This window comes from Rhodococcus sp. 4CII, from assembly GCF_014256275.1.
GTDB lineage: Bacteria > Actinomycetota > Actinomycetes > Mycobacteriales > Mycobacteriaceae > Rhodococcus_F > Rhodococcus_F wratislaviensis_A.
This window is the reverse complement of record NZ_JACCFE010000002.1, coordinates 5455411-5479704: the sequence shown is the minus strand read 5'-3', so window position 1 is coordinate 5479704 and position 24294 is coordinate 5455411. Positions and strand designations below refer to the sequence as shown.

At 67.0% G+C, this 24294-nt stretch carries 19 protein-coding genes; 14 read left to right on the top strand and 5 right to left on the bottom strand.

Going from position 1 to position 24294, the window contains the following annotated elements; all coding sequences use genetic code 11:
* Positions 1–85: 85 nt before the first annotated feature.
* Complete coding sequence (locus tag H0B43_RS26045; RefSeq protein WP_185725301.1) at positions 86–853, bottom strand: GAF and ANTAR domain-containing protein; 768 nt, start codon at positions 851–853, stop codon at positions 86–88.
* 221 nt (positions 854–1074) lie between these two features.
* On the opposite strand from H0B43_RS26045, the gene H0B43_RS26040 reads away from it, so the two are divergent.
* Together H0B43_RS26040 and H0B43_RS26035 are read left to right on the top strand one after the other, a co-directional pair.
* Entirely contained in the window at positions 1075–1509 is a 435-nt protein-coding gene (locus tag H0B43_RS26040; RefSeq protein WP_185725302.1) for an ATP-binding protein, read from the top strand.
* Positions 1506–2303, top strand: coding sequence for an RNA polymerase sigma factor SigF (locus tag H0B43_RS26035; RefSeq protein ID WP_185725303.1), 798 nt, complete (start codon positions 1506–1508; stop codon positions 2301–2303). The genes H0B43_RS26040 and H0B43_RS26035 overlap by 4 nt, the downstream gene beginning before the upstream one ends.
* 1 nt (position 2304) lies before the next feature.
* On the opposite strand, the gene H0B43_RS26030 is transcribed toward H0B43_RS26035, so the two are convergent.
* The 4 genes from H0B43_RS26030 to aceA all read right to left on the bottom strand — a co-directional run bounded on the left by H0B43_RS26030 (position 2305) and on the right by aceA (position 8150).
* Positions 2305–3345 (bottom strand): NAD(P)-dependent alcohol dehydrogenase, encoded by a 1041-nt coding sequence (locus H0B43_RS26030; RefSeq protein WP_185725304.1) that lies wholly within the window; start codon positions 3343–3345, stop codon positions 2305–2307.
* 82 nt (positions 3346–3427) lie between these two features.
* Complete coding sequence (gene metE, locus H0B43_RS26025; protein ID WP_185725305.1) at positions 3428–5722, bottom strand: 5-methyltetrahydropteroyltriglutamate--homocysteine S-methyltransferase; 2295 nt, start codon at positions 5720–5722, stop codon at positions 3428–3430.
* Between the two features lie 123 nt (positions 5723–5845).
* Positions 5846–6742 carry a 3-hydroxybutyryl-CoA dehydrogenase gene (locus H0B43_RS26020; protein WP_185725306.1) on the bottom strand — a complete coding sequence of 299 codons (897 nt, stop codon included), beginning with the start codon at positions 6740–6742 and terminating at the stop codon, positions 5846–5848.
* Positions 6743–6860: 118 nt separating this feature from the next.
* A complete protein-coding gene (gene aceA / locus H0B43_RS26015; protein WP_185725307.1) occupies positions 6861–8150 on the bottom strand; it encodes an isocitrate lyase in 1290 nt (429 codons plus the stop codon).
* 520 nt (positions 8151–8670) lie between these two features.
* Here aceA and ramB point away from each other — a divergent pair.
* The 12 genes from ramB (at position 8671) to atzF (ending at position 24290) form a co-directional block, all read left to right on the top strand.
* On the top strand, positions 8671–10083 hold the full coding sequence (gene ramB / locus H0B43_RS26010) for an acetate metabolism transcriptional regulator RamB (protein WP_185725308.1): 1413 nt from the start codon (positions 8671–8673) through the stop codon (positions 10081–10083).
* Between the two features lie 209 nt (positions 10084–10292).
* On the top strand, positions 10293–11546 hold the full coding sequence (gene urtA / locus H0B43_RS26005) for an urea ABC transporter substrate-binding protein (protein ID WP_185725309.1): 1254 nt from the start codon (positions 10293–10295) through the stop codon (positions 11544–11546).
* A 44-nt stretch (positions 11547–11590) separates the two neighbouring features.
* A complete protein-coding gene (gene urtB, locus H0B43_RS26000) occupies positions 11591–12475 on the top strand; it encodes an urea ABC transporter permease subunit UrtB (protein WP_185725310.1) in 885 nt (294 codons plus the stop codon).
* Positions 12472–13590, top strand: coding sequence for an urea ABC transporter permease subunit UrtC (gene urtC / locus H0B43_RS25995; protein ID WP_185725311.1), 1119 nt, complete (start codon positions 12472–12474; stop codon positions 13588–13590). Before urtB ends, urtC begins: the two co-directional genes overlap by 4 nt.
* Positions 13587–14432, top strand: a complete 846-nt coding sequence (gene urtD, locus H0B43_RS25990; RefSeq protein WP_185725312.1) for an urea ABC transporter ATP-binding protein UrtD — start codon at positions 13587–13589, stop codon at positions 14430–14432. The genes urtC and urtD overlap by 4 nt, the downstream gene beginning before the upstream one ends.
* The gene (gene urtE / locus H0B43_RS25985; RefSeq protein WP_185725313.1) at positions 14419–15132 is read left to right on the top strand and encodes an urea ABC transporter ATP-binding subunit UrtE; all 714 of its coding nucleotides are present in this window, start codon (positions 14419–14421) and stop codon (positions 15130–15132) included. Before urtD ends, urtE begins: the two co-directional genes overlap by 14 nt.
* Positions 15132–15830 (top strand): GntR family transcriptional regulator, encoded by a 699-nt coding sequence (locus tag H0B43_RS25980; RefSeq protein ID WP_185725314.1) that lies wholly within the window; start codon positions 15132–15134, stop codon positions 15828–15830. The genes urtE and H0B43_RS25980 overlap by 1 nt, the downstream gene beginning before the upstream one ends.
* Positions 15831–15929: 99 nt before the next feature.
* Positions 15930–16766 (top strand): SDR family NAD(P)-dependent oxidoreductase, encoded by an 837-nt coding sequence (locus tag H0B43_RS25975; protein WP_185725315.1) that lies wholly within the window; start codon positions 15930–15932, stop codon positions 16764–16766.
* Complete coding sequence (locus tag H0B43_RS25970) at positions 16763–17296, top strand: carboxymuconolactone decarboxylase family protein (protein WP_185725316.1); 534 nt, start codon at positions 16763–16765, stop codon at positions 17294–17296. The genes H0B43_RS25975 and H0B43_RS25970 overlap by 4 nt, the downstream gene beginning before the upstream one ends.
* Before the next feature lie 64 nt (positions 17297–17360).
* Positions 17361–18800, top strand: coding sequence for a short-chain fatty acid transporter (locus H0B43_RS25965; RefSeq protein WP_185725317.1), 1440 nt, complete (start codon positions 17361–17363; stop codon positions 18798–18800).
* Positions 18801–18870: 70 nt separating this feature from the next.
* On the top strand, positions 18871–22521 hold the full coding sequence (gene uca / locus H0B43_RS25960; RefSeq protein WP_185725318.1) for an urea carboxylase: 3651 nt from the start codon (positions 18871–18873) through the stop codon (positions 22519–22521).
* Positions 22521–24290, top strand: coding sequence for an allophanate hydrolase (gene atzF, locus H0B43_RS25955; protein WP_185725319.1), 1770 nt, complete (start codon positions 22521–22523; stop codon positions 24288–24290). Before uca ends, atzF begins: the two co-directional genes overlap by 1 nt.
* Positions 24291–24294 lie beyond the last annotated feature (4 nt).

Sequence of the window (24294 nt, the reverse complement as noted above, 5' to 3'; positions counted from 1 at the left end):
CAACCTCGGTTCGAGACTACTCCCGCCTGTGATGTGTCACAAGGAAATAACAGATACTCGAGCCCTCATTTGCCCAGGTGAGCGATTACAAACCGTTATGCACGGATGCACGCCCGGAAACAGCCGCGACGACACGTTCTGCGACCACGCGCAGTTTCACGTTTTCGCGCTGAGAGCGCGCGACGAGAACGTCGAAAGCAGTCTCGGCGTCGAGACCGCGCAGCGCCATCACGATTCCCTTCGCCTGGTCGATGACCGCACGCGACTGCAGCGCGATCCGAAGCTGCTCGATCAGATGCCGGGCTTCGCCGTACCGCCGCGCATTGCGCACCGCGACGGCGGCCGCCTCGACGTACAGCTCGAGTACGGACTCGTCCATCCGGTGGAAGGCGTGAGGCAGCACGCCGTACATGTTCAGAGCGCCGGGCCGCTCCGTGCCGGGCAGTAACGAAACCGACAGATAACTGTGCACACCGGCCTGTGCGGAATTCGCGGCGTACGCAGGCCACCTCTCAAGCGCGCCCGCCCGGTCGGCCCGCACGGTGTCGCCGGAGCGTGCGGCGTCGAGCGCAGGACCCTCGCCGAGGCGGTGTTGCAGCTCCTGCAGTCGTGCCGCCTCGTCCGATGTCGCCGCCGCCGTCACGGGACCCGTCGATCGGAGAACGGTGACCCCGGCCATCGCAGCGCCTGGGAACGCCTGGACCACCTGAAGGCACAGCGTGTGCAGCGCGTCGTCGGCCTCGTCCTCGGTCTCGAGCAGCGCGAGCACCGATTCGAGCGACGCCGAGACCGCGTCGAAGCTCGCGGTGTCGGCGTCACTCGTCAACGTGTGCAGGTGAATCTCGTCAGGCATCCCGCTCGTCTCCCGTGACCACCATGCCCCTGCCCAGGGCCGGAGGAACGCTGGTCGTCCCGCCAACATTACTCGGGCAAACGTACTGATCGGACTGGTTTGATCGGCCCTGTTCTGCGGTATTCCACCTGCGGTGTCGCCGGATCGCTACCCTGATTTCTCAGCAGCGCGAGCCGACCCCACCGCCCGCGTAAGCCCGGAACGCCCGACCCGGAGGTCTCATGGCCATCGCCAAGACAATCGAACCCGACCAGGATCACAGACATCCCGTCGTCGAACTGCGCGTGCGAGCAACGCCTGATCAGCTGTCCGTACTGCGCGCCCTGGCAGCTACCGTTGCCATCCACGAAGATTTCGACCTCGACTCCATCGCCGACATCAAACTGGCCATGGACGAGATCTGTACCCAGCTGATCGTCCGGGCGACACCGGACGCAGTCCTGGTGTGCCGCCTGCAATATCTGGACGGCACCCTGCGAGTGGACGTGTCGAGCACCACCAGGTCGGTCGACTCTCTCGGCGAGCGTTCGTTCGCCTGGCACGTGCTCAACGCCCTGACCGATTCGGTCGATCTGAGACAGGAACGCGATCCCGTCACCGCGGGGTTCGTCACCACCATGGAATTCACCAAGGTGAAGAACGGCCTGACTCTGTGACGTCCCATACTCACGGTGGGGGGCACACGGCCCGTTGGCCGGACGAGTATCAGGACGTCACAGCACTGTTCGAACAGATGGCAGCCCTCGACGAGGACGACCCCCGGCGCAGCAGACTGCGCGACGCCGTCGTGACTCGCTGCCTCCCACTCGCCGAGCACATCGCACGACGTTTCGACGGCCGCGGTGAGGCGCACGACGATCTGGTCCAGGTCGCGCGTCTGGGCCTGGTCAACTCGGTGGATCGCTTCGACGTCGAGCGTGGATCCGACTTCGTGTCGTTCGCCGTCCCGACCATCATGGGTGAGGTCCGGCGGCACTTCCGCGACACCGGGTGGGCGGTCCGGGTGCCGCGCCGCATGAAGGAACTGCACCTCGCACTCAGCCAGGCCGTCGCGGAACTGTCCCAGAGCCTCGGCCACGCCCCCACCGTCAGCGAACTCGCCGAGCATCTCGACCTCGAACAGGAGGAGGTGGCGCAGGGTCTCCTCGCCGGCAACGCCTATCAGACCGTGTCCGTCGACAACACGTCCTCGGACCGCGCCGGCGAGCTGTCCATGGTGGAGACGCTCGGCGACTACGACGCCGCGATGGACGACGTCGAGAACCACGAGACTCTGCGCCCGCTGCTTCAATCACTGCCCGAACGTGAGCGGACCGTTCTCATGCTCCGCTTCTTCGGCAACATGACCCAGACTCAGATCGCCGACCGGGTCGGTATCTCGCAGATGCACGTCTCGCGCCTGCTGGCGAAGACATTGGCATCGTTGCGAGACCAACTCGGCGATCAGTGAGTCAGATCGTTGCCGTGTCGATCACGAATCGGTACCGCACGTCGCTGGCGACGACCCGGTCGTAGGCTTCGTCGATCTCGCCCGCGGAGATCACCTCGATCTCGGCCCCGATGGCGTGCTGGGCGCAGAAGTTCAGCATCTCCTGGGTCTGCGCGATGCCGCCCACCATCGAACCGGCCAGGCTGCGCCGGTTGGCCGCGAGGCTGAACGCGCGCACCTCGATCGGCTTCTCGGGTAGACCCAGTTCGACGAGGGTGCCGTTGATCGCGAGCATCGACAGGTACGCGTCGATGTCGAGGTTCACCGAGACGGTGTTGACGATGAGGTCGAAGTGTCCACGCAACTGCGTGAACGTGGCCGGATCAGAGGTGGCGTAGTAGTGGTCGGCGCCGAACTTCAGCCCGTCGTCCTTCTTGCCGAGGGACTGGCTGAGCACGGTGACCTCGGCGCCCATCGAATGCGCGATCTTCACACCGACGTGTCCGAGTCCGCCCATTCCGATGATGGCGACCCTCTTCCCCGGCCCTGCTCCCCAGTGCGCGAGGGGTGAGTAGAGCGTGATCCCCGCGCAGAGCAGCGGCGCCGCGACGTCCAGTTCGAGGCTGTCGGGGATGGACAGGACGAATCGTTCCGTCACGACGATGTGCGTCGAATAGCCGCCCTGCGTCCGCTCGCCGTCACGCCCCTCGGCGTTGTACGTTCCGGTGGCCCGGTGGACGCAGTACTGTTCCTCGTCCGCCGTGCAGGCGTCGCACTCCCCGCAGGAGTCGACGAAGCAACCGACGCCGACGCGGTCGCCGACCCGGTGTTTCGTGACGTCGGCTCCGACCGCCGCCACGACACCCGCGATCTCGTGTCCGGGCACGACCGGATACCGGGTGCCGCCCCACTCGTTCCGTGCGGTGTGAATGTCGGAGTGACAGATGCCGGCGAACTTGATCTCGATGAGCACGTCGAGCGGTCCGAGCTCGCGGCGATCGATGGTGGTCTTCTCGAAGGAGCCTTCGGCGGACGTAACTGCGTATGCGGCTGCGGTAACCATGCTTACATGCCTACATGTCTGCAGCGCCGAACGCACGTTCGGGGCCACCCTTCAGGCGGTGACCCCGAACACGCCGGACGAATCAGTCCTCGGAATCTTCCTTCTCCGCCCGCCTGCGCAGACGCTTCGCGGCCGCCACCAGGTTGCGCAGTGAGGGCTCGAGCTGCCAGTAGTGCCGGGTCTTCAGGCCACCGTCCGGGTTCGCCCACAACCGCTCGAGCGACACCGACTCGCCGGCCTCGGTGAGCAGTTCGTCCAACTCGTCGATGTCCGGAATCCGGGCAGACCGGCTTTCGTACACACCCGGCCCGACGCCGTGCGTCAGCGCCCGCTCCTTGATCGCATCGAGCACCCACGTGATGGAGCGCGTCGCCACGATCGCAGTGACGTCCGCGTCGAGCCGTTCTATGGCGTCGACCACCGACGCCCGGCTCGTGTACGTGAGATGGGTGTGGATCTGAGTCTCCGGCTTCGCCCCACCCGTCGCGAGACGGAACGCGTCGACCGCCCACTCGAGGTAGGCCTCGCGGCCGTTCTCCCGCAGCGGCAGCAGTTCCCGGATGGCCGGCTCGTCGACCTGGATGATCGCGATGCCCGCCGCCTCCAGATCGGCGATCTCGTCGCGAATCACCAACGCCAATTGGTCGGCCGTCTCGTACAGCGGCTGATCCTGCCGGACGAACGAGCGCGCGATCATCGTCACCGGGCCGGTGAGCATGCCCTTGACCGGCTTGTCCGTCAGCGACTGCGCGTACGCGATCCATTCGACGGTCATCGACTTCGGCCGCGACACGTCCCCGTAGAGGATCGGCGGACGCGTACACCGCGAGCCGTACGCCTGCACCCAGCCGTTGTGGGTGAAGGCGTACCCCTCGAGAAGCTCCGCGAAGTACTGCACCATGTCGTTGCGTTCGTGCTCGCCGTGCACCAAGACGTCGAGACCGATGTCCTCCTGCAACCGGATCGTGCTTTCGATCTCCGCCTGGATACGCTTGTAGTACTCGTCCCACTCGAGGCGTCCCTGACCCAGTTCGTACCGGGCCCGGCGGATCTCGCTCGTCTGCGGGAACGAACCGAGGGTCGTCGCCGGAACCAGCGGCAGGTTCAGGCGCTCCTGCTGGGCAACCCGCCGTTCCTCGTACGGAACCCGGATGCGGTCGTCCGGCTTGATCGCGTTGACCCGGGCCCGCACCGCGTGCTTGAGCTTGAAGTGCACCGACGTGGGACGCTTGCGCCACTTGTCGGACGGCCCCTCGGTGAGCGCCTTGGCCAGCGAGACCACCTCTCCGACCTTCTGCTTCGCGAACGCCAGGCGGTCCGCGACGTCGCCCGGAATGTCGTACTCGGACAACACGTCGTACGGCACGTGCAGCAACGACGTCGACGTCGACACCACCAGATCCGGCACCACGTCCTTCAACGTGTTGAGGTACGTCAGCGTGTTGTACCGGTCGACCCGCCACACGTTCCGGCCGTCGACCACGCCGGCGTAGATCCGCTTGCGCTTGATGCCCGGGATCTTCGCCAGCTCGTCGGCAGTGAGCCGGTGACTGACGAGGTCGAGGCCCAGAGCCTCCACTTTGGTGGAGGCCAGGATCGCGAGAGCCTCCCCGAGGTGCCCGTACGGACCGGTCACCAGGATGCGGGGACGCAGCGGCGCGTGCGACAACTTCTCGTACGTCCGGGCCAGTGCAGCCAGTTCCTCCGGCGTGCGGTCCTCGGTGAACGACGGCTCGTCCAACTGGACGCACGTGGCGCCGGCCTTCGCGAGCTGCTCGAACAACCGCTCGTACTCCGGCAGCAACTTGTCCAGCAGATCGAGGGTCGAGAAGCCGTGCCGCTTCGACGTCGGACCGATCTTCGACAGCAGAAGCAGAGAGACGGGACCCAGCACGACGGGACGCAATTCGATGCCACGCGCCTTCGCCCTCTCGAATTCGTCCAACACCGTCTCGGACCGCAGCGAGAACTCGGTGTTCTCGTCCAGTTCGGGCTGACGGTAGTGGTAGTTGGTGCCGAAGAACCGCACCAACTCGAGCGGCGGGAAGTCCGGCTCACCCCGCGCGAGCGTGAAGTAGAAGTCCAGCGGGTCGAGCTGACTCTCGAGCGGGGTGAACCGCTCGGGCACGGCACCGAACAGCAACGCATTGTCGAGTACGTGGTCGTAGTAGGAGAACGTGTTGCCCGGGACCTGCGTCAGACCGGTCGCGGCGAGCTCACTCCACGTCTCCTCCTGCAGATCCCGGGCGACGGCGACGAGTGCTTCCTTCGTGCTCGTGCCGTGCCAGTAGGACTCGAGGGCACGCTTGAGTTCGCGGTGAGGTCCGATGCGGGGATACCCCAGGATGCTGGATCCGTATGCTGCGGTGCTGGACATGCGGTCGACCTTTCTGGGCTCAGTCCAGTGGCTGCGAATGCCTCTGGGCTCGATGCACCTGTGCGCCTCTCACAACCGCCAGTGGTCGTGAAAGGCGCACAGGCGTAGTCGCCTACCTACCTACTAGCTGGCCTTCTTGCTCGCACGGCCGTTGTCGCCGTACTCGTAGAATCCCGCGCCGGACTTCTTGCCGACCAACCCGGCCTCGACCATGCGAAGCAGCAGCGGCGGCGCCGAATACAGGGGCTCCTTGAACTCTTCGTACATGGAGTCGGCGATGGACTTGACCGTGTCCAGCCCCACCAGGTCGGTCAGCGCGAGCGGACCCATCGGGTGCGCGAGGCCGAGAACCGTTGCCTTGTCGATGTCTTCCTTGGTGGCGAACCCGGACTCCACCATGCGGATCGCGGAGAGCAGGTACGGCACAAGGAGGGCGTTGACGACGAATCCGGAGCGGTCCGCGGAACGGACGACCTGCTTGCCCAGCACGTCGCTCGCGAAGGCCTCCGCCCGCTCGGACACCGACTTGCTCGTCTTCAGCGTGGTCACCAGCTCGACCAGGGGAAGAACCGGCACGGGGTTGAAGAAGTGCATACCGATGACCCGGTCCGGGGACTTGGTGGCGATGCCCAGCTTCATGATCGGAATCGATGACGTGTTGGACGCCAGCACAGCATTCGGATCTGTCACGACCTGATCGAGTTCGGTGAAGATTTCACTCTTCACCTTCTCGTCCTCGACGACGGCCTCCACGACGAACTGCCGGTCCGCAAAATCACCGAGGTCGGAGGTGAACCGCAACCGCCAGGCAGCCTGCTCACGTTCGCGCTCGGTGATCTTGCCGCTGCTCACCCCACGGTCGAGCGAACGCAGGATGCGCGAACGTCCCGCCGCCGCAAGCTCGCGGGTCTGCTCGAACACCAGGACGTCGACGTGCGCGCGAGCGCACACCTCTGCGATTCCGGCACCCATGATCCCGGCGCCGATCACGCCGACGCGCTGAATCTTTTCGCTGGTCACGTCAGCTCCTTTTCGTCTAGTGGAGTCGTCACCCGGGGAGGGGCCCTGGTGCGGGCCCCTCCCCGGGGTCGGGTAGATCAGGTGAAACCGTGATCGGTCGAGCCTTGAAGGACAAGACTCAGTGGAACTGACCCTCTTCGGTGGAGCCCTTCAGAGCAGCCGTCGAGGTGTTGGGGTCGACCGTGGTGGCGATGCTGTCGAAGTAGCCGGCACCGACCTCACGCTGGTGCTTGATGGCGGTGAAGCCACGCTCCTCGGCGGCCTTGAACTCGCGCTCCTGCAGGTCGACGAAGGCAGTCATGCCCTCGCGGGCGTAGCCGTGCGCCAGGTCGAACATGCCGTAGTTGAGCGAGTGGAAGCCGGCGAGGGTGATGAACTGGAACTTGAAGCCCATCGCGCCGAGCTCCTTCTGGAACTTCGCGATGGTCGAGTCGTCCAGGTGCGCCTTCCAGTTGAAGGACGGCGAGCAGTTGTAGGCGAGCAGCTGGTCCGGGAACTCGCTGCGAACGGACTCGGCGAACTTCTTCGCGACCTCGAGGTCCGGCACGCCGGTCTCCATCCAGATGAGGTCGGAGTACGGCGCGTACGCCTTGGCGCGGGCGATGCAGGGCTCGATGCCGTTCTTCACGCCGTAGAAGCCCTCGGCGGTGCGGGTGCCGTCGAGGAACTCACGGTCGCGCTCGTCGACGTCGGACGTGATGAGGGTCGCGGCCTCGGCGTCGGTGCGGGCGATGACCACGGTGGGAACGTCCGCGACGTCGGCCGCGAGGCGAGCCGAGGTCAGGGTGCGGATGTGCTGCTGCGTGGGGATGAGCACCTTGCCACCGAGGTGGCCACACTTCTTCTCCGACGCGAGCTGGTCCTCCCAGTGCGAACCGGCGACACCGGCGGCGATCATGGCCTTTTGCAGCTCGTAGACGTTGAGCGCGCCACCGAAGCCGGCTTCACCGTCGGCGACGATCGGAGCGAGCCAGTTGTCGACGGACGTGTCGCCCTCGACCTTGGCGATCTCGTCGGCGCGCAGCAGCGCGTTGTTGATGCGGCGCACGACCTGCGGCACCGAGTTGGCGGGGTACAGGCTCTGGTCCGGGTAGGTGTGGCCCGAGAGGTTCGCGTCGCCGGCAACCTGCCAACCGGACAGGTAGATGGCCTTCAGGCCGGCGCGGACCTGCTGAACAGCCTGGTTGCCGGTGAGGGCGCCCAGGGAGTTGATGTAGTCCTCGTTGTTGACGAGGTCCCACAGGATCTCCGAACCACGGCGAGCGAGGGTGGCTTCCTCTACGACGGTGCCCTGGAGCTTGGCGACCTGATCGGCCGTGTAGTTACGGGTGACGCCCTTCCAGCGCGGGTTGGTGTCCCAATCCTGCTGGATTTCAGCTGCGGTCTTCGGGGTGCCGGTGGTCGACATCAAGACTCCACTCTCTTCGATCTGCTGGTCCGGTACGGATGTACTGCTTCACATCCTTGCCAGGCCCTTCGTATGTACTCACCGAGAATGACATAAGCAAAAAGTGCCGTCTACCTGTTGCTAATGCCAATCTTGGCTAGCTTTTCACAGCCATTTGCAAAGACTGTTAAGAAAGATCAGCCCTTCGCCTGCCCGACCGGGCAGGAAAAATACTCGCCAGTAGCAAGAAGTCGCAGGTGGTGAACCCAATGCACGCAACTCGTCGTACACAGGTATTTCTTCCCTCCGGGACCCGTCGCCCGTGCCGCGGCACACCACCCGGCGGGATCGGTGTGACTGCAATCACTGGCCGACTCGCCTGCGAACGACCCTCGAAGGCCCGAGCGTGGGGTGAACGTACCGTCCGGCGTCTCCGATGCGCCGAAAGGCACAGCCACCCGCGACACCGCACCCCGACCACGCGAGCGAATCTTGCGAAGGTTCCGTTCGCACATCTGACCTGCGTCGGTACCATTGCCGTATGTCCAAGACCTTCGTCGGCACCCGGTTGCGTCAGCTCCGTACCGAGCGCGGTCTGAGCCAGGCGGCGCTGGCGAAGACGCTGGAGATCTCCGCGAGCTATCTCAATCAGATCGAGCACGACGTCCGGCCGCTGACGGTGCCGGTGCTGCTGCGGATCAGCGAGGTGTTCGGCGTCGACACCACGTTCTTCTCCTCCCAAGACGACACACGCCTGATCGCGGAAATGCGCGAGGTGGCGCTGGACCAGGAGATGGGCATCGACGCGGACGCCCAGGAGATCGCCGAGATGGTGGCGTCGCATCCCGGACTGGCGAAGGCGATGGTCAACATGCACCGCCGCTTCCGCAACACCACCGCCCAGCTGGCGCTCGCGACGGAGGACCGCTACAGCGACGGCAGCGGCAGCGGCGCGATCACGATGCCGCACGAGGAGGTCCGCGACTACTTCTATCAGCGGCAGAACTATCTGCACGACCTGGACACGGCGGCGGAGGAACTGACCGCGCGCATGCGGTTCCACCGGGGCGACGTCGGCGGTGAGATCGCCCGGAGGTTGCAGACCGTGCACGACGTGCAGATCGTCCGCCGCATCGACCTCGGCGAGAATGTCCTGCACCGGTACGACCCGGAGTCTCGGTTGCTGGAGATCTCGCCGCACCTGTCGGGCGGGCAGCAGGTGTTCAAGTTCGCGACCGAACTGGCGTTCCTCGAGTACGGCGACCTGCTCGACAAGTTGGTGGCGGAGGGCGGCTTCACGAGCGACGAGTCGGTGGCGCTGGCCCGGCTCGGGCTGGCCAACTACTTCGCCGCGGCCACCGTCCTCCCCTACGGTCAGTTCCACGACGTGGCTGAGGACTTCCGGTACGACATCGAGCGGTTGTCGGCGTTCTACTCGGTGAGCTACGAGACGATCTGCCACCGTCTCTCGACGCTGCAGCGTCCGAAGCTGCGCGGGGTGCCGTTCATGTTCGTCCGGGTCGACCGAGCGGGCAACATGTCGAAACGGCAGTCCGCCACCGGGTTCCACTTCTCCACCAGCGGCGGCACGTGCCCGCTGTGGAACGTGTACGAGACGTTCGCGTACCCGGGCAAGATCATGAATCAGATCGCGCAGATGCCGGACGGCCGGCGGTACCTGTGGATCGCCCGCACCGTCGAACGCCGCGCCCAGCGTTACGGTCAGCCCGCGAAGATCTTCGCAATCGGGCTCGGTTGCGAGATCCGGCACGCCCACCGTCTCGTCTACGGCGACGGTCTCGATCTCGACGATTCCAACCCCGGGACCCCCATCGGCGCCGGCTGCCGGGTATGCGAGCGCGTCAACTGCCCGCAGCGCGCGTTCCCGCCGCTCGGCAAACAACTCGACATCAGCGAGCACCAGAGTTCGGTCTCCCCGTATCTGATCCGTTAGCGCACACCGGTTCCCGGCCGCGACGGGGCACTGTGCGCGGTTGTTCACACCACCGTAATCGGTGTCACGAACACGTCACCGACAGACATTCGTACGCAACAACGGCCGCTTACTGTTCCCCCCACGAATACACCTCTGTATACGTGGGGCGCATACACCTGTCCCGGGTTTGCGGAGGTCACCAAGTCCTCCGACGGAAAGGCCCGTACATGCGCACCTTCTCCCAGCGCGCCCTCGCCGTACCGACCGTGCTCGCCGCCATCGGGCTCGTGCTGACCGGTTGTGGCAGCAAAGCGTCCGACACGGCCGGCGAGTCAACGGCGGCATCCTGTGTGGACACGTCCGGCGACACGATCAAGGTCGGGTCGCTGAACTCGTTGTCCGGGACGATGGCCATCAGCGAGGTGACCGTCCGCGATTCGATCGCGCTCGCGGTCGACGAGATCAACAACTCGGGCGGCGTGCTCGGCAAGAAGATCCAGGTCGTCGCCGAGGACGGGGCCTCGGAGCCCACCGTGTTCGCCGAGAAGGCGGAGAAGCTGATCAGCAGTGACTGCGTCGCAGCTGTGTTCGGCGGCTGGACGTCGTCGAGCCGGAAGGCGATGCTGCCGGTCTTCGAGGACAACAACTCGCTGCTCTACTACCCCGTGCAGTACGAGGGACTCGAGGATTCGAAGAACACCTTCTATACCGGCGCCACCACCAACCAGCAGATCGTGCCCGCCCTCGACTACCTGAAGGAGAAGGGCGTCAAGTCGCTGTACCTGGTGGGCAGCGACTACGTGTTCCCGCAGACCGCCAACCGCATCATCAAGGCGTACGCGGAGGCCAACGGCATCGAGATCAAGGGCGAGGACTACACGCCGCTCGGTTCCACCGACTTCTCGACCATCGTCAACAAGGTGCGCTCCGCCGACGCGGACGCCGTCTTCAACACCCTGAACGGCGACTCCAACGTCGCGTTCTTCCGTGAGTACGCGAACGTCGGCCTGAAGCCCGCCGACATGCCCGTCGTGTCCGTGTCGATCGCCGAGGAAGAGGTCGGTGGCATCGGCGTCCAGAACATCGAGGGTCAGCTGACGGCCTGGAACTACTACCAGACCGTCGACACGCCGGAGAACAAGAAGTTCGTCGACGCGTACAAGGCCCGGTACGGCGCGAACAAGCCGACGTCCGACCCGATGGAAGCCGCGTACACGTCGGTGTACCTGTGGAAGAACACCGTCGAGAAGGCGAAGTCGTTTGCCACCGAGGACGTCCAGGACAACGCGGACGGCGTCACGTTCGCCGCACCGGAGGGCCTGGTCACCATCGACGGGTCCAACCACCACATCACCAAGACCGCGCGCATCGGTGAGATCCGGGGCGACGGCCTGATCTACACGGTCTGGGATTCGGGCACCCCGATCCAGCCGGACCCGTACCTGAAGTCCTACCCGTGGGCCGAAGCGCTGGGGAGCTAGAACACCGTCCGACGGGCACGAGGGAAGAGAGAGGACATACATCGATGGATGTAGTGATCGGACAGCTGTTCACCGGGTTGAGTATCGGGTCGATCCTGTTGCTCGCGGCGCTGGGGCTGTCGTTGACGTTCGGTCAGATGGGCGTCATCAACATGGCGCACGGCGAGTTCATCATGGCCGGCTCGTACACGGCATATGTTGTGCAGCAGGTGATTTCGAGCGCCACGGGTTCTCTGTTCATCTCTCTGCTCGTCGGCTTCGTGATCGGCGGCGCGATGGGTGTCCTGCTCGAGGTCACCCTCGTCAAGCGGATGTACCACCGGCCGTTGGACACACTGTTGGTGACGTTCGGCGTGGGGCTGATCCTGCAGCAGCTGGCACGGGACGTCTTCGGGGCCCCGGCGGTCAACGTCGCCGCGCCGGAATGGCTCTCGGGTGGCGTGGAGATCCTGGGCGCCGTGGTCCCGAAGACACGCCTGTTCATTCTCGTGCTCGCGGTGATGGCGGTCGTCGCGCTGAGCCTGGCGATGCAGAAGTCGCCGATGGGACGCCGCATCCGCGCCGTCGTGCAGAACCGCGACCTCGCGGAGACCAGCGGGATATCGAGTCGCCGAACCGATGTGACGACGTTCTTCATCGGTTCCGGTCTGGCTGGTGTCGCGGGTGTGGCGCTCACCCTGATCGGCTCGACGAGCCCGACCATCGGGCAGAGTTACCTCATCGACGCGTTCCTGGTGGTCGTGGTCGGTGGCCTGGGCCAGATGAAGGGCGCGGTGATCGCCGCGTTCGCCCTCGGCATCCTCAATTCGTTCGTCGAGTACTCGACCACGGCATCGATCGCCAAGGTCATCGTGTTCGTGGTCATCGTGGTGTTCCTCCAGGTTCGGCCGCAGGGCCTGTTCGCCGTCAAGACGAGGAGTCTCGTATGAGCATCCCGACGAGTGGCCGCTACCGCGCGTGGGCAGGATTCGCGCTGGCCGCACTGCTTCTGTTCGTCGTCGCCCCCGCGGTCCTCAGCGACTTCCGGCTGAGTCTGCTCGGCAAGTTCCTGTGCTTCGCGATCGTCGCGGTCGGTATCGGCCTGGCGTGGGGCCGCGGTGGCATGCTCACCCTCGGCCAGGGTGTGTTCTTCGGGCTGGGTGCGTACATGATGGCGATGCATCTGAAGATCGCCGACGCCGAACTCCGCGGCGACCCGGTGCCCGACTTCATGCAGATCGCGGGCATCCGCGCACTGCCGGGCTACTGGGTGCCGTTCACTTCGCCGATCGTGACGATCCTGGGCATCCTGTTCGTCCCGGCACTGGTGGCGTTCGTCCTCGGTCTCGGGGTGTTCAAGCGCCGCGTCAAGGGCGCCTACTTCGCGATCCTCAGCCAGGCGCTCGCCGCCGCGTTCGCCATCCTGCTCGTGGGCCAGCAGAGCACCGGAGGAAGCAACGGCCTCAACCGGTTCCGCACGTTCTTCGGGTTCAACCTGAATGATCCGGCCAACAAGCAGATGCTGTTCTTCATCGCCGCCGGTGTGCTGCTGGCCGTCGTCGCCGTCACCCGCCAGCTGATGAACAGCCGGTACGGCGAACTGCTCGTCGCCGTCCGGGACCAGGAGGAGCGGGTGCGCTTCCTCGGGTACGACCCGGCGAACATCAAACTCGTCGCCTACGTGACGGCCGCGTTCTTCGCGGGCCTCGCCGGCGCACTGTTCGTGCCGATCGTCGGCATCATCTCCCCCGCAGACGTCGGAATCGTCCCGTCGATCGCGTTCCTGATCGGCGTGGCCATCGGCGGCCGGTCCACACTTCTCGGCCCGGTCCTCGGCGCCATCGGTGTGGCGTGGGCGCAGAGCGCGTTCTCGGAATCGTTCCCCTCCGGCTGGATCTACGCGCAGGGCCTCCTGTTCATCGTGGTAGTCGGATTCTTCCCGGCCGGCGTCGCGGGGCTGTTCGCGCTGCTGAAGCGGAAGAAGAAGGCCTCGTCCGAGCGGCCGGCACCGCCCGGGCCTGCGGACGAGACCGAGCCGACGGAACGAATGGAGATGGCCCGATGACGATTCCCACCACCGCCAAGGCGCCCGTGCTCGGCGGCAACGCCGGAATGTCCAGCGAGTACCTCGAGGTCCGGGACCTTCGGGTCAGCTTCGACGGCTTCAACGCGGTCGACGGCGTCGACCTCACCCTGATGCAGGGTGATCTGCGGTTCCTCATCGGCCCCAACGGCGCAGGCAAGACCACTCTCGTCGACGCGATCACCGGCCTCGTTCCGGCGACGGGCTCGGTCACGAAGTCCGGTGTCGAGTTGATCGGCCGCAAAGTGCACCGCATCGCCCGGCTCGGTGTGGGCCGCACGTTTCAGACCGCGAGCGTGTTCGAGGAATTGACGGTGCTCCAGAACCTCGACATCGCGGCGGGCGCCGGCCGCTCCGCGCTCACGCTGCTGCGCCGCCGAAAGACGGTGCTCTCCGCCATCGAGGAGGCGCTCGACGTCACGGGTCTCGGCAGGCTCCGCGACACGCCGGCGGGCATCCTCGCGCACGGGCAGAAGCAGTGGCTCGAGATCGGCATGCTCCTGGTGCAGAATTGTTCCGTCCTGCTGCTCGACGAACCGGTGGCGGGCATGAGCCACGAGGAACGCGACGAGACCGGAAAGCTCCTGCGCCGCATCGGCGGTGAGCGGACCGTCGTGGTGGTCGAGCACGACATGGATTTCATGCGCGCATTCGCGACGTCGGTGACGGTGCTGCACGCCGGGAAGGTGCTGAGCGAGGGAACGGTCGAGCAGGTACAGGCCGATCCCCGTGTGCAGGAGGTGTACCTCGGGACCGCGGCGGCCGGTGCCGCCCCCGAGTTGCAGCCCGAGGTTTCGAAGGAGGACAGCGATGCTCGAGCTTGACGACATCCGCGCCGGGTACGGCCGAACCGAGGTGATCCACGGAGTGTCGCTGACGGTCCCGTCGGACGGGGTGGCCGCGGTGATGGGACACAACGGCGCGGGCAAGACCACGCTTCTCCGGGCTGCCGTCGGACTGATCAAGGTCGGTTCCGGTCGGGTGCTGCTCGACGGCGAGGACGTCACGGCGCTGCGGCCCAGCGCCCGCGTCGCCCGCGGCCTCGCCTACGTCCCGCAAGGCCAGCAGTCGTTCGGTCAGTTGACCACCGCCGAGAACCTGCAGGTGGTGGCGGACGGTCGCAGGCGCGGAAAGGAACTCGTCGACGAGGCACTGGACCTGTTCCCGGCCCTGCGCAGCCTGCTCGACCGGCGCGCCGGCCTCCTCTCCGGCGGGCAACGGCAGCAACTCGCCATCGCGCGGGCGCTGATCACGGAACCGACGGTGCTGATCCTCGACGAACCGACCGAGGGCATCCAGCCGTCCGTCGTCGCGGAGATCGAGCGCACCATCATGGAGCTCACCCGCCGCGGTGGGCTCGGAGTTCTCTTGGTGGAACAGCACATCGGGTTCGCACTCGAATCGGCCGAGAGCTATCACGTCCTCGAATCCGGGCGGGTCACGTCCTCCGGAGCCGGTGGCGCCGCCCCCGGCTCCGACGTCGGGACCGCGGTCTCCGACGTCCGCGCGGCGATGGCGATCTGATGGCACGCCGAGAACCGGCCGGTTCCCTCAGCGACCACGTGTACCTGTCGCTGCGCACCGACCTGATGAGCGGACGGATCCCTCCCGGGCAGCGGCTCGGCGAGGAGCGTCTCGCCGATGTCTACGGGGTGTCGCGGACGCCGGTGCGGGAGGCCCTGGCGCGCCTGCTCGCCGACGGACTCGTGCAGCGCGACGTGGGCGGGCTGTTTCCGTACCGTCCACGCATCGACGAACTCGCGGGACTGTACGAACTCCGCATCACGCTCGAGCTTCAGGGAATCGCCCGGGTCCGCGCCGACGCGTCGCTGTCGCACGACCCGGACGTTCTGGGGCCTGAACTCGAGCGGTGGTACGCGTTGCGGAAGGAGGTCCCCGCCCCGGACGCCGGGTTCGTGGCGCTCGACGAGCAGTTCCACACGGTGCTGCTGCGGTCGGCCGGCAACCGGGCGCTGTCCGATGCGCTCGTCGGCGTGAACGCGAAGGTGCGGCCGGTCCGGATGTTCGACTACCTCACCCCGGACCGCATGAGCGCCACCATCGACGAGCACATCTCAGTGGCCGAGTTTGCCCTCGACGGCAAACTCGATTCCGCGTACGACACGCTACTCGCGCACATCAGCGAGTCTCGGGAAGTGGTCATCGAGCGCGCTGAACAGGCACTTTCCCTCGCGCGGATGGCGTGGGCGATCCGCGATTGAGACAGTTGTCCAACTCCGTGTGACATTTTTCCCTCCCCCGACCCGAGCGGGTGCTAGCGTCTTGCTACCGCTCGGTAACACAGGTTGGGAACTCGCTTCATGTCACGCACTCTCGAAGAGAATCTGGTCGGACGCCGCGTCCTGATCACCGGCGCAGCCCGGGGTATCGGCGCCGGACTCGCCAGACGACTTCACGAGCGGGGCGCCCGTGTCGGGTTGCTCGGCCTCGAACCCGAACTCCTCGAACAGACGGCCACCGCCTGCGGCCGGGCGCCGTGGCGTCGATGCGACATCCGCGACAGGATGGCCGTCGAGGACGCGTTCGACTATCTCGCCGATCGGCTCGGCGGACTCGACGTGGTGGTCGCGAACGCGGGCGTGACGCCGCCGGCGCAGATAGTCGAGGGCGATCCGGACGTGATGCGGTATGCCGTCGAGGTCAACGTGATGGGCACGTACCACACGCTGCGTGCCGCGGGACCGCACATCGGACACCGCAACGGGTACGCACTGGTCGTGGCATCGTCGACGGCCTTCACCCCGCTGCGCGGCGTCCACGGCGCCACGCGAGGCGGAGCGGAGGAACTCGGTGAGGTCCTGCGGGAGGAGCTGAAACCACTGGGGACGCGGGTGGGCATCGCCCGCCTCGGCCAGATCGACACGGACCGGACGCTGATCGATTTCGACGGTGTCGCGGTTCCGCCACCCCGCGGCAGCGCACGGGCCCGGACCTCCTCGATCACGGTGGCGGTCGACGCTCTCGAACGGGCGATCGCCGGGCGCAAGAATCGGATATACACACCATCCCGGATACCCGGGTCGGATTCTGTGCGTATGCTCGCACTCCGGGCCACGGAGATGACCCGGTCGATCGAACTACGCGCGCACGCAACCGGTCCTGCGAAGGGGCGGATGGAACGAGAGGGGGCCGCGTGACCGCACGCATTCCACCCGGACGTCTGAAGGAGCTCGGCCCCGTCAACTGGGTGCTGTGGCGGATCATCTCCCGCGTCGCCGGTGTCCCGGACGCGCACCTGTTCAGCACGGTGGGCCGCGCCAGGGGCCTCTTCCGTGCGTGGCTGCGCTACTCCGGCAAGCTGATGCCGGGCGGGAAGATCTCCCGGCACGAGACCGAACTGATCATCATCCGGGTGGCGCATCTTCGGAAGTGCGGCTACGAGATGGACCACCACGTGCGTCTCGGACGCCGGGCGGGCATCACCCCGGCGCTGCTCGAACAGGTGCTGGAAGGCCCCGACGCGGCGGGCTGGGACGCGCGTCGCCGCGCCGTCCTCACGGCCGTCGACCAACTCGTCACCACCGACAACCTCGACGATGCCACATGGTCGGCGCTCGCTGCGTACTTCGACGACCGCCGCCTGATCGAATTCTGTTTTCTGGTGACCCAATACGACGCGCTGGCCACCACGATCGGGACTCTGAGGATCGAACGCGACTATTTGTAGGTTCCACACCGCGTAGGTTCCACACCGCGTAGATTCCGCATCGCGCAGAGAAGGGGACGGCCGCATGACATCCGCCACCGAAGAGGTCCGCTCCGAAAAGGGACTGGCACGGGTTGCGCAGTCACTGGCCGGGTGGACGGAGAAATGGTTTCCGGACGCCTACGTGTTCGCCCTCGTGGGTGTCTTCGTCGTCGCGGTGGCCGCACTCGCCAACGGTTCGTCGCCGCAGGCCGTGGTCGACGCGTTCGGCGACGGTTTCTGGGATCTGACCGCGTTCACCCTGCAGATGGCGATGGTGGTGCTCACCGGATACGTCGTCGCCACGTCCCCGCCGGTCGCTCGGCTGATCGATCGCCTGGCCATGATGCCTCGGACAGCGCGCAGCGCAGTCAGTTTCGTTGCTTTCCTGGCCATGTCGGTGTCCTTCCTGAACTGGGGACTCAGCCTGGTGTTCGGCGGGCTGCTGGCCCGGGCGATCGCGCGCCGATCCGACCTGCGGGTCGACTACCGCGCTCTGGGCGCGGCGGCGTTCATGGGTCTGGGCGCGGTGTGGGCACTGGGTATGTCGTCCTCCGCGGCCCAGCTGCAGGCCACCGCCGCATCTCTGCCTCCCGCGCTGCTGAAGATCACGGGCGTCCTCGACTTCGGAACCACGATCTTCACCTGGCAGTCGCTGCTCATGTGCGCGATCATCATCGCCCTGACCGTGGTGATCGCTCACTTCTCGGCGCCGAGGGGCGCCGCCGTCACGACCGCCCAGGATCTGGAGGTCGACCTCGACGACCGTCCGAAAGAGGTCCCGCCTCGATCACGACCGGGAGAGTGGCTCGAGTACAGCCGGATCCTGCCGGCGCTGGCCGGCCTGATGACGTTGGGCTGGCTCGTCTCCCAGCTGCTGACCAAGCCCCTGCTCACCGTCGTCAGCAGCCTCAACGCGTACCTGCTGGTCTTTCTCATGCTGGGACTGGTGCTCCACGGGACGCCACGTAAATTTCTGCAAGCCGTAGCCCTGGCCGTCCCCGCCACGGCCGGCATCCTGGTCCAGTTTCCGCTCTATGCCGCCATGGCCGCGATCCTCACGAAGGCCGAGGGCAGAAACGGTCTCACCATCTCGGAGCACCTCGCGGAATTCTTCACGAACATCGGCAGCGGCGGAGGCTTCACCGTCGTCATCGCCCTCTACACCGTCGTACTGGGCCTCTTCGTCCCGTCCGGCGGCGGCAAATGGCTGGTCGAGGCGCCGTATGTGATGCAGTCGGCCACCGACGTCGGGATGAACCTGGGCTGGACCGTCCAGGTGTACAACGTCGCCGAGGCGCTGCCGAACCTGATCAACCCGTTCTTCATGCTGCCCCTGCTGGCGGTGCTGGGGCTCCGGGCGCGCGATCTGGTGGGATTCACGTTCCTGCAGTTCATGTTCCACCTGCCGGTGGTCCTGCTTCTGGTGTGGTTGCTCGGGACGACTTTCGACTTCGTTCCCCCGGTGCAGCCCTCGACACCGTGAGAGGTGTTACTTACCCACGCTTTACCTCGAGAAATCTCGGTGAAACACCCCGTCCTTAGCGTATACAACCATGTCCACAGGGATGAATACGCCGACGATCGAGTACTCCTTCGACACCCTGCTCGTCGCCAACCGGGGCGAAATCGCCTGCCGCATCATGCGAACCGCGCATCTCCTCGGACTGAAGACGGTCGCGGTGTACTCCGACGCCGATTCCGCGGCCGCACACGTCGAGATGGCCGACGTCGCCGTCCGGCTGGGCCCGGCGCCCGCCCACGAGTCGTATCTGCGGGCCGACGCCGTCGTGGAGGCCGCGCTGGCGACGGGCGCGGGCGCGATTCACCCCGGCTACGGTTTCCTCTCGGAGAATGACACGTTCGCCGCGGCGGCCGAAGCCGCGGGCATCGCGTTCGTCGGCCCCACCCCCGAACAGTTGTGCACGTTCGGAAACAAGCACACGGCCCGCGAGGCCGCCCGCGCCGTCGGCGTCCCCCTCGTGGCGGGCAGCGGGCTCCTCGACTCCGCCGACGCGGCCCTGTCCGCGGCCTCGGACATCGGCTATCCCGTGATGATCAAGGCCGTCGGTGGTGGCGGCGGAATCGGGATGCAGGCCTGCGCCGACGCCGCGGAACTCCGCGAAGCCTACGACCGCGTCCAGCGCCTCGCCCAGGCCAACTTCTCCTCGTCCGGGGTGTTCCTCGAACGTTTCGTGGCTCGGGCCCGGCACATCGAGGTGCAGGTGTTCGGCGACGGCCTCGGCCGCACGATCAGCCTCGGCACCCGCGACTGTTCACTGCAGCGCCGCAACCAGAAGGTAGTCGAGGAGGCCCCGGCACCCGGACTCCCCGACGACCTGGTCGAGCAGCTTCTCAGTTCGTCGCGCCGCCTTGCGTCGTCGGTGAACTACCGGTCCGCGGGCACCGTCGAGTTCGTCTACGACGTGGACCGGGGTGAGGCGTCGTTCCTCGAGATGAACACCCGACTGCAGGTCGAGCACCCGGTGACCGAAGAAGTCACCGGAATCGACCTCGTCGAGTGGATGCTGCGGCTCGCCCGCGGTGACGGGTCCATGCTGGACGGGCTGCCCGACTCCGGACCCGAGATCACCGGAACCGCCGTGGAGGCGCGCATCTACGCCGAGGACCCCGGCCACGACTACCGCCCCTGCGCCGGACGACTCACCGGCGTCGAGTTCCCGGCTCACACACGGGTGGAGACGTGGGTCGACACGGGCACCGAGGTGAGTGCTCACTACGACCCGATGCTGGCGAAGGTGATCACCCGCGGGCACCGGCGCACGGCGGCGTTCGCCGCCCTCGCCGAGGCGCTCGGGGACACGCACATCTACGGGGTCCAGACCAACCTGCCCCAGCTGCGGCGGATCTGCGCCGCGGACACGGTGCTGGCCGCCGAGCACACCACGCGATCGCTGGCCGATCTGCGACCCACCGGCCGCCGCGTGGACGTGCTCCGCGCCGGAACCATGACCACGGTGCAGGACCATCCGGGCCGAATCGGTCTGTGGGAGGTCGGGATTCCGCCGTCGGGACCGATGGACGACCTGTCGTTCCAGCTCGTCAACACCGCCGTCGGCAATCCGGCCGGCGCACCGGGACTCGAATGCACCCTGCAGGGGCCGCGCCTCGTGTTCTCGGACGCCACCGTGATCTGCGTGGGCGGCGCCGACACCCCGGTCACCCTCGACGACGAGCCGATCCCTCTGTGGGAACCGGTGGAAGTGCCTGCCGGAGCCGTGCTCGACATCGGCACTCCGCGCGACACGGGTCTGCGCACGTACATCGCGTTCCGCGGCGGCATCGACGCGCCGCTCTATCACGGAAGCGCATCGACGTTCACGCTCGGCGGGTTCGGCGGCATCACCGGCAAGGCCGTCACCGTCGGCGACGTCCTGGGCCTGTTCGACGACTCGCTGTTCGAGAACACCGCGCGACTCGCTGCGCCCCAGCCCGTCCCGCTGGACTTCCGCCCCGAGCTCACCCACGAGTGGCATCTCGCCGTCACCGAGGGACCTCAACCGGCGCCCACCTACTTCACCGACGCCGACATGGCGCAGTTCTACGACACCACCTGGAAGGTCCAGGCTCACGCCAACCGCACCGGACTGCGGCTCGACGGACCCAAGCCGGTCTGGTCCCGGACCGACGGCGGCGACGCCGGGCTGCATCCGTCGAATCTGCACGACAACCCGTACAGCATCGGCGCCCTCAACGTCTCCGGTGACACCCCGATCCTGCTCGGACCCGACGGTCCCAGCCTCGGCGGCTTCGCGTGCCCCCTCACCGTCGTGAAGGCGCACCGCTGGAAGCTGGGGCAGATCCGCCCCGGCGACCGGGTGCGGTTCATCGCGGTCTCCGACGACGGGGCGCACGTGCTGAGGGCATCGGATTCGGCTCGACGCCTGGATGTTCCGCCCGCCGCCACCCGGGCGACGATCGGCGATGGTGGGGTGCTGCACCGCATCGCCCCGATACTGGGCCGACCGGAGGTCGTGTATCTGCGCGGCGGCGACGACAACATCCTCGTCGAGTACGGCGCCCGCGAACTCGATCTCGGGCTCCGCATGCGCGTCCATGCGCTGTCGGAGGCGCTGGTCCGGCGCCGCGTCCCCGGCATCATCGACATCACGCCGGGTGTCCGGTCGCTGCACCTGCACTTCGACGCCGACGTCCTTCCGGCCCGCCGACTCCTCGACACCCTGCAGGACATCGAGGAACTGCTGCCGGCGACGCACGATCTGGTGGTCCCGAGCCGGACGGTCCGGTTGCCGCTGTCGTTCGACGACCCGTCCATCGCGGAGGCCATCGACCGCTACCGCAACGGTGTCCGCGACGAGGCGCCGTGGCTGCCGTCGAACACCGAGTTCATCCGGCGCATCAACGGTTTGGACAGCATCGACGACGTCCGCGATGCCGTGTTCGACGCCGAGTACCTGGTGCTCGGGCTCGGCGACGTCTACCTCGGCGCGCCCCTGGCGGTGCCCCTCGACCCGCGGCACCGCCTGGTCACCACCAAGTACAACCCGGCGCGCACCTGGACGCCGTCCGACGCCGTCGGTATCGGCGGCAAGTACCTGTGCGTCTACGGCATGGAGTCGCCGGGCGGGTATCAGTTGATCGGCCGCACCGTCCCGATCTGGTCCGGGTACCGGCAGCACCGCCCGTTCGACGAGGGCAAGCCGTGGATGTTCCGGTTCTTCGACCGCATCGTGTGGGAACCCGTCACCCCTGAGCAGTTGCGTGAGTACCGCGCGCAGGCGGTGGTCGGGCGGTTCGACGCGGAGATCTCCGACGGCACGTTCGCGTTCGCCGACCACCTGAAGTTCCTGCAGGACAACGCGCGATCCATCGCCGAATTCGACGCACGCCAGTCCGCGGCGTTCGACACCGAGAAGGCGGCGTGGCGGGCGTCGGGCGAATTCGACCGCGTCGAACAGACGCCTGCTCCCGAACCGTCCGCACGGGGCGAATTTCCGTCCGGTGCGGCCGTCGTCGAGGCGCCCATGGTCGGAAGCGTGTGGCGTGTCGAGGTCGAGGCCGGGCAACGCATCGAAGCCGGACAGAACGCGGTGGTGCTCGAGGCGATGAAACTCGAGATGCCGGTCGCGTTCCCGTCCTCCGGAACGGTCCTCGAGGTCCTCGTGTCACCGGGCGCGATCGTCGAACCGGGCACCCCACTCGTCGTGATTGGAGCAGAAAACTGATGACTGTCGATGCCGTGAACCGCGGACAGACCACCCTCTCCCCCATTGACCGTGTCGAGGACGCCTTCCGGCGCATCGCCGAGGTCGACCGCCCCGAGGTGTGGATCACCCTCCGGCCCGTCGCGGACGTGCACGCCGATGCCGTTGCCGTGCAAGCCCGTCTCGACGCCGGCGAACGTCTCCCCCTGGCCGGGAAGGTCGTGGCGGTCAAGGACAACATCGACGTCGCCGGACTGCCCACGTCCGCGGCGTGCCCCGAGTTCGTCTACCTTCCGGACGTCACCGCGACCGCCGTGCGCCGACTGGTCGAACAGGGCGCCGTCGTCCTCGGGAAGACGAACCTCGACCAGTTCGCGACCGGGCTGGTCGGGACGCGCAGTCCGTACGGCGCCGTCCGGTGCTCGTGGGATCCCGAACGGGTGTCGGGTGGATCCAGCTCGGGTTCGGCGGTCGCCGTCGCACTCGGCATCGCCGACATCGGAATCGGCACCGACACAGCGGGATCCGGCCGGGTCCCGGCCGCGTTCAACGGTCTCGTCGGAATCAAGGCGACTCTCGGCGTCATCCCGGCCGACGGCGTGGTTCCCGCGTGCGTCGACTACGACTGCGTCACCGTCTTCGCCACCGAACTCGACACGGCCGTGACCGCCGCTCGCATCATGTCCGGTCCGGCGACCGCGGACCCGCGCAGCCGCGCGTGGCCCTCCGACGTCAGGCTCGCCGCCCCCGCGCAGCCGCGCGTCGCGATTCCCACGAAAGCGGATCTCGCGCTGCTGACACCGCAATACCGGGCGGCGTTCGACGCCACGGTGACGTCGGTGACGGACCGTGGGTTCGCCGTCGAGGCGGTCGACATCTCCCCGCTGCTCGAGGCGGCGCGGCTGCTGTACGACGGCGCTGTCGTCGCCGAGCGGTACACCGCGGTCGGGCAATTCCTCGACACCGCGCCTGCAGGGGCAGACCCGGTGGTCACCGCCATCGTCGAGTCGGCGAGGAAACCGGCGGGCCATGAATTCGCCGCCGACCTCGACACCCTCGCCCGCGTCAAGGCACGGACCCGGGAACTGCTGACCGGTTTCGACGGCCTCCTCCTGCCCACCACCACCGAACACCCGACCATTGCTGCCGTGCAGGCGGATCCGATCCAGATCAACCGGAGGATGGGCACCTACACGAACTTCTGCAACCTGCTCGACATGGCGGCCGTCGCGGTCCCCGGCGTCCCGACCGCTGCCGGCGACCCGTTCGGCGTCATGGTCGTGGTGCCGGCGTTCGCGGATCAGGTCGCCGTGGATCTGGCGGCCCGGCTCGTCGGCGTCCCCGCGCCCGCCCTCGTCGAGGGCGGTGTCGAACTCGCGGTGTTCGGCGCGCACCTGCGCGGTCAGCCCCTGCATTTCCAGCTCGAGGACATCGGCGCACGGTTTTTCGGCACCGTCACCACCACGGACGCGTATCGGCTCACTGCGCTCGCCACGACCCCGCCCAAACCCGGTCTCGTCCGCCGCGGTCCCGGCGCGGGAGCCGAGATCGCCGGCGAACTGTTCCGAGTGTCACCCGCAGGCCTGGGCACCTTCCTGGCGGCCCTGCCCGCCCCGATGGCGCTGACCAGCGTCGAATTGTCCGACGGCCGCGTCGTGGTGGGCTTCAGCTGCACCCACGACGCGGTCGACGGGGCCACCGACATCACCGAGTTCGGGAGTTGGGTCGCATATCTCGCGGCTGCCGCTTCGCGCCCCGTGAGTACTTATCAAACCGCGGGCGGTCAATAAGTAC

Coding starts and splice junctions, on each gene's coding strand:
- H0B43_RS26045 (WP_185725301.1), bottom strand. CDS start 853: ATGCCTGACGAGATTCACCTGCACACGTTGACGAGTGACGCCGACACC.
- H0B43_RS26040 (WP_185725302.1), top strand. CDS start 1,075: ATGGCCATCGCCAAGACAATCGAACCCGACCAGGATCACAGACATCCC.
- H0B43_RS26030 (WP_185725304.1), bottom strand. CDS start 3,345: ATGGTTACCGCAGCCGCATACGCAGTTACGTCCGCCGAAGGCTCCTTC.
- metE (WP_185725305.1), bottom strand. CDS start 5,722: ATGTCCAGCACCGCAGCATACGGATCCAGCATCCTGGGGTATCCCCGC.
- aceA (WP_185725307.1), bottom strand. CDS start 8,150: ATGTCGACCACCGGCACCCCGAAGACCGCAGCTGAAATCCAGCAGGAT.
- ramB (WP_185725308.1), top strand. CDS start 8,671: ATGTCCAAGACCTTCGTCGGCACCCGGTTGCGTCAGCTCCGTACCGAG.
- urtA (WP_185725309.1), top strand. CDS start 10,293: ATGCGCACCTTCTCCCAGCGCGCCCTCGCCGTACCGACCGTGCTCGCC.
- urtB (WP_185725310.1), top strand. CDS start 11,591: ATGGATGTAGTGATCGGACAGCTGTTCACCGGGTTGAGTATCGGGTCG.
- urtC (WP_185725311.1), top strand. CDS start 12,472: ATGAGCATCCCGACGAGTGGCCGCTACCGCGCGTGGGCAGGATTCGCG.
- urtD (WP_185725312.1), top strand. CDS start 13,587: ATGACGATTCCCACCACCGCCAAGGCGCCCGTGCTCGGCGGCAACGCC.
- urtE (WP_185725313.1), top strand. CDS start 14,419: ATGCTCGAGCTTGACGACATCCGCGCCGGGTACGGCCGAACCGAGGTG.
- H0B43_RS25980 (WP_185725314.1), top strand. CDS start 15,132: ATGGCACGCCGAGAACCGGCCGGTTCCCTCAGCGACCACGTGTACCTG.
- H0B43_RS25975 (WP_185725315.1), top strand. CDS start 15,930: ATGTCACGCACTCTCGAAGAGAATCTGGTCGGACGCCGCGTCCTGATC.
- H0B43_RS25965 (WP_185725317.1), top strand. CDS start 17,361: ATGACATCCGCCACCGAAGAGGTCCGCTCCGAAAAGGGACTGGCACGG.
- uca (WP_185725318.1), top strand. CDS start 18,871: ATGTCCACAGGGATGAATACGCCGACGATCGAGTACTCCTTCGACACC.
- atzF (WP_185725319.1), top strand. CDS start 22,521: ATGACTGTCGATGCCGTGAACCGCGGACAGACCACCCTCTCCCCCATT.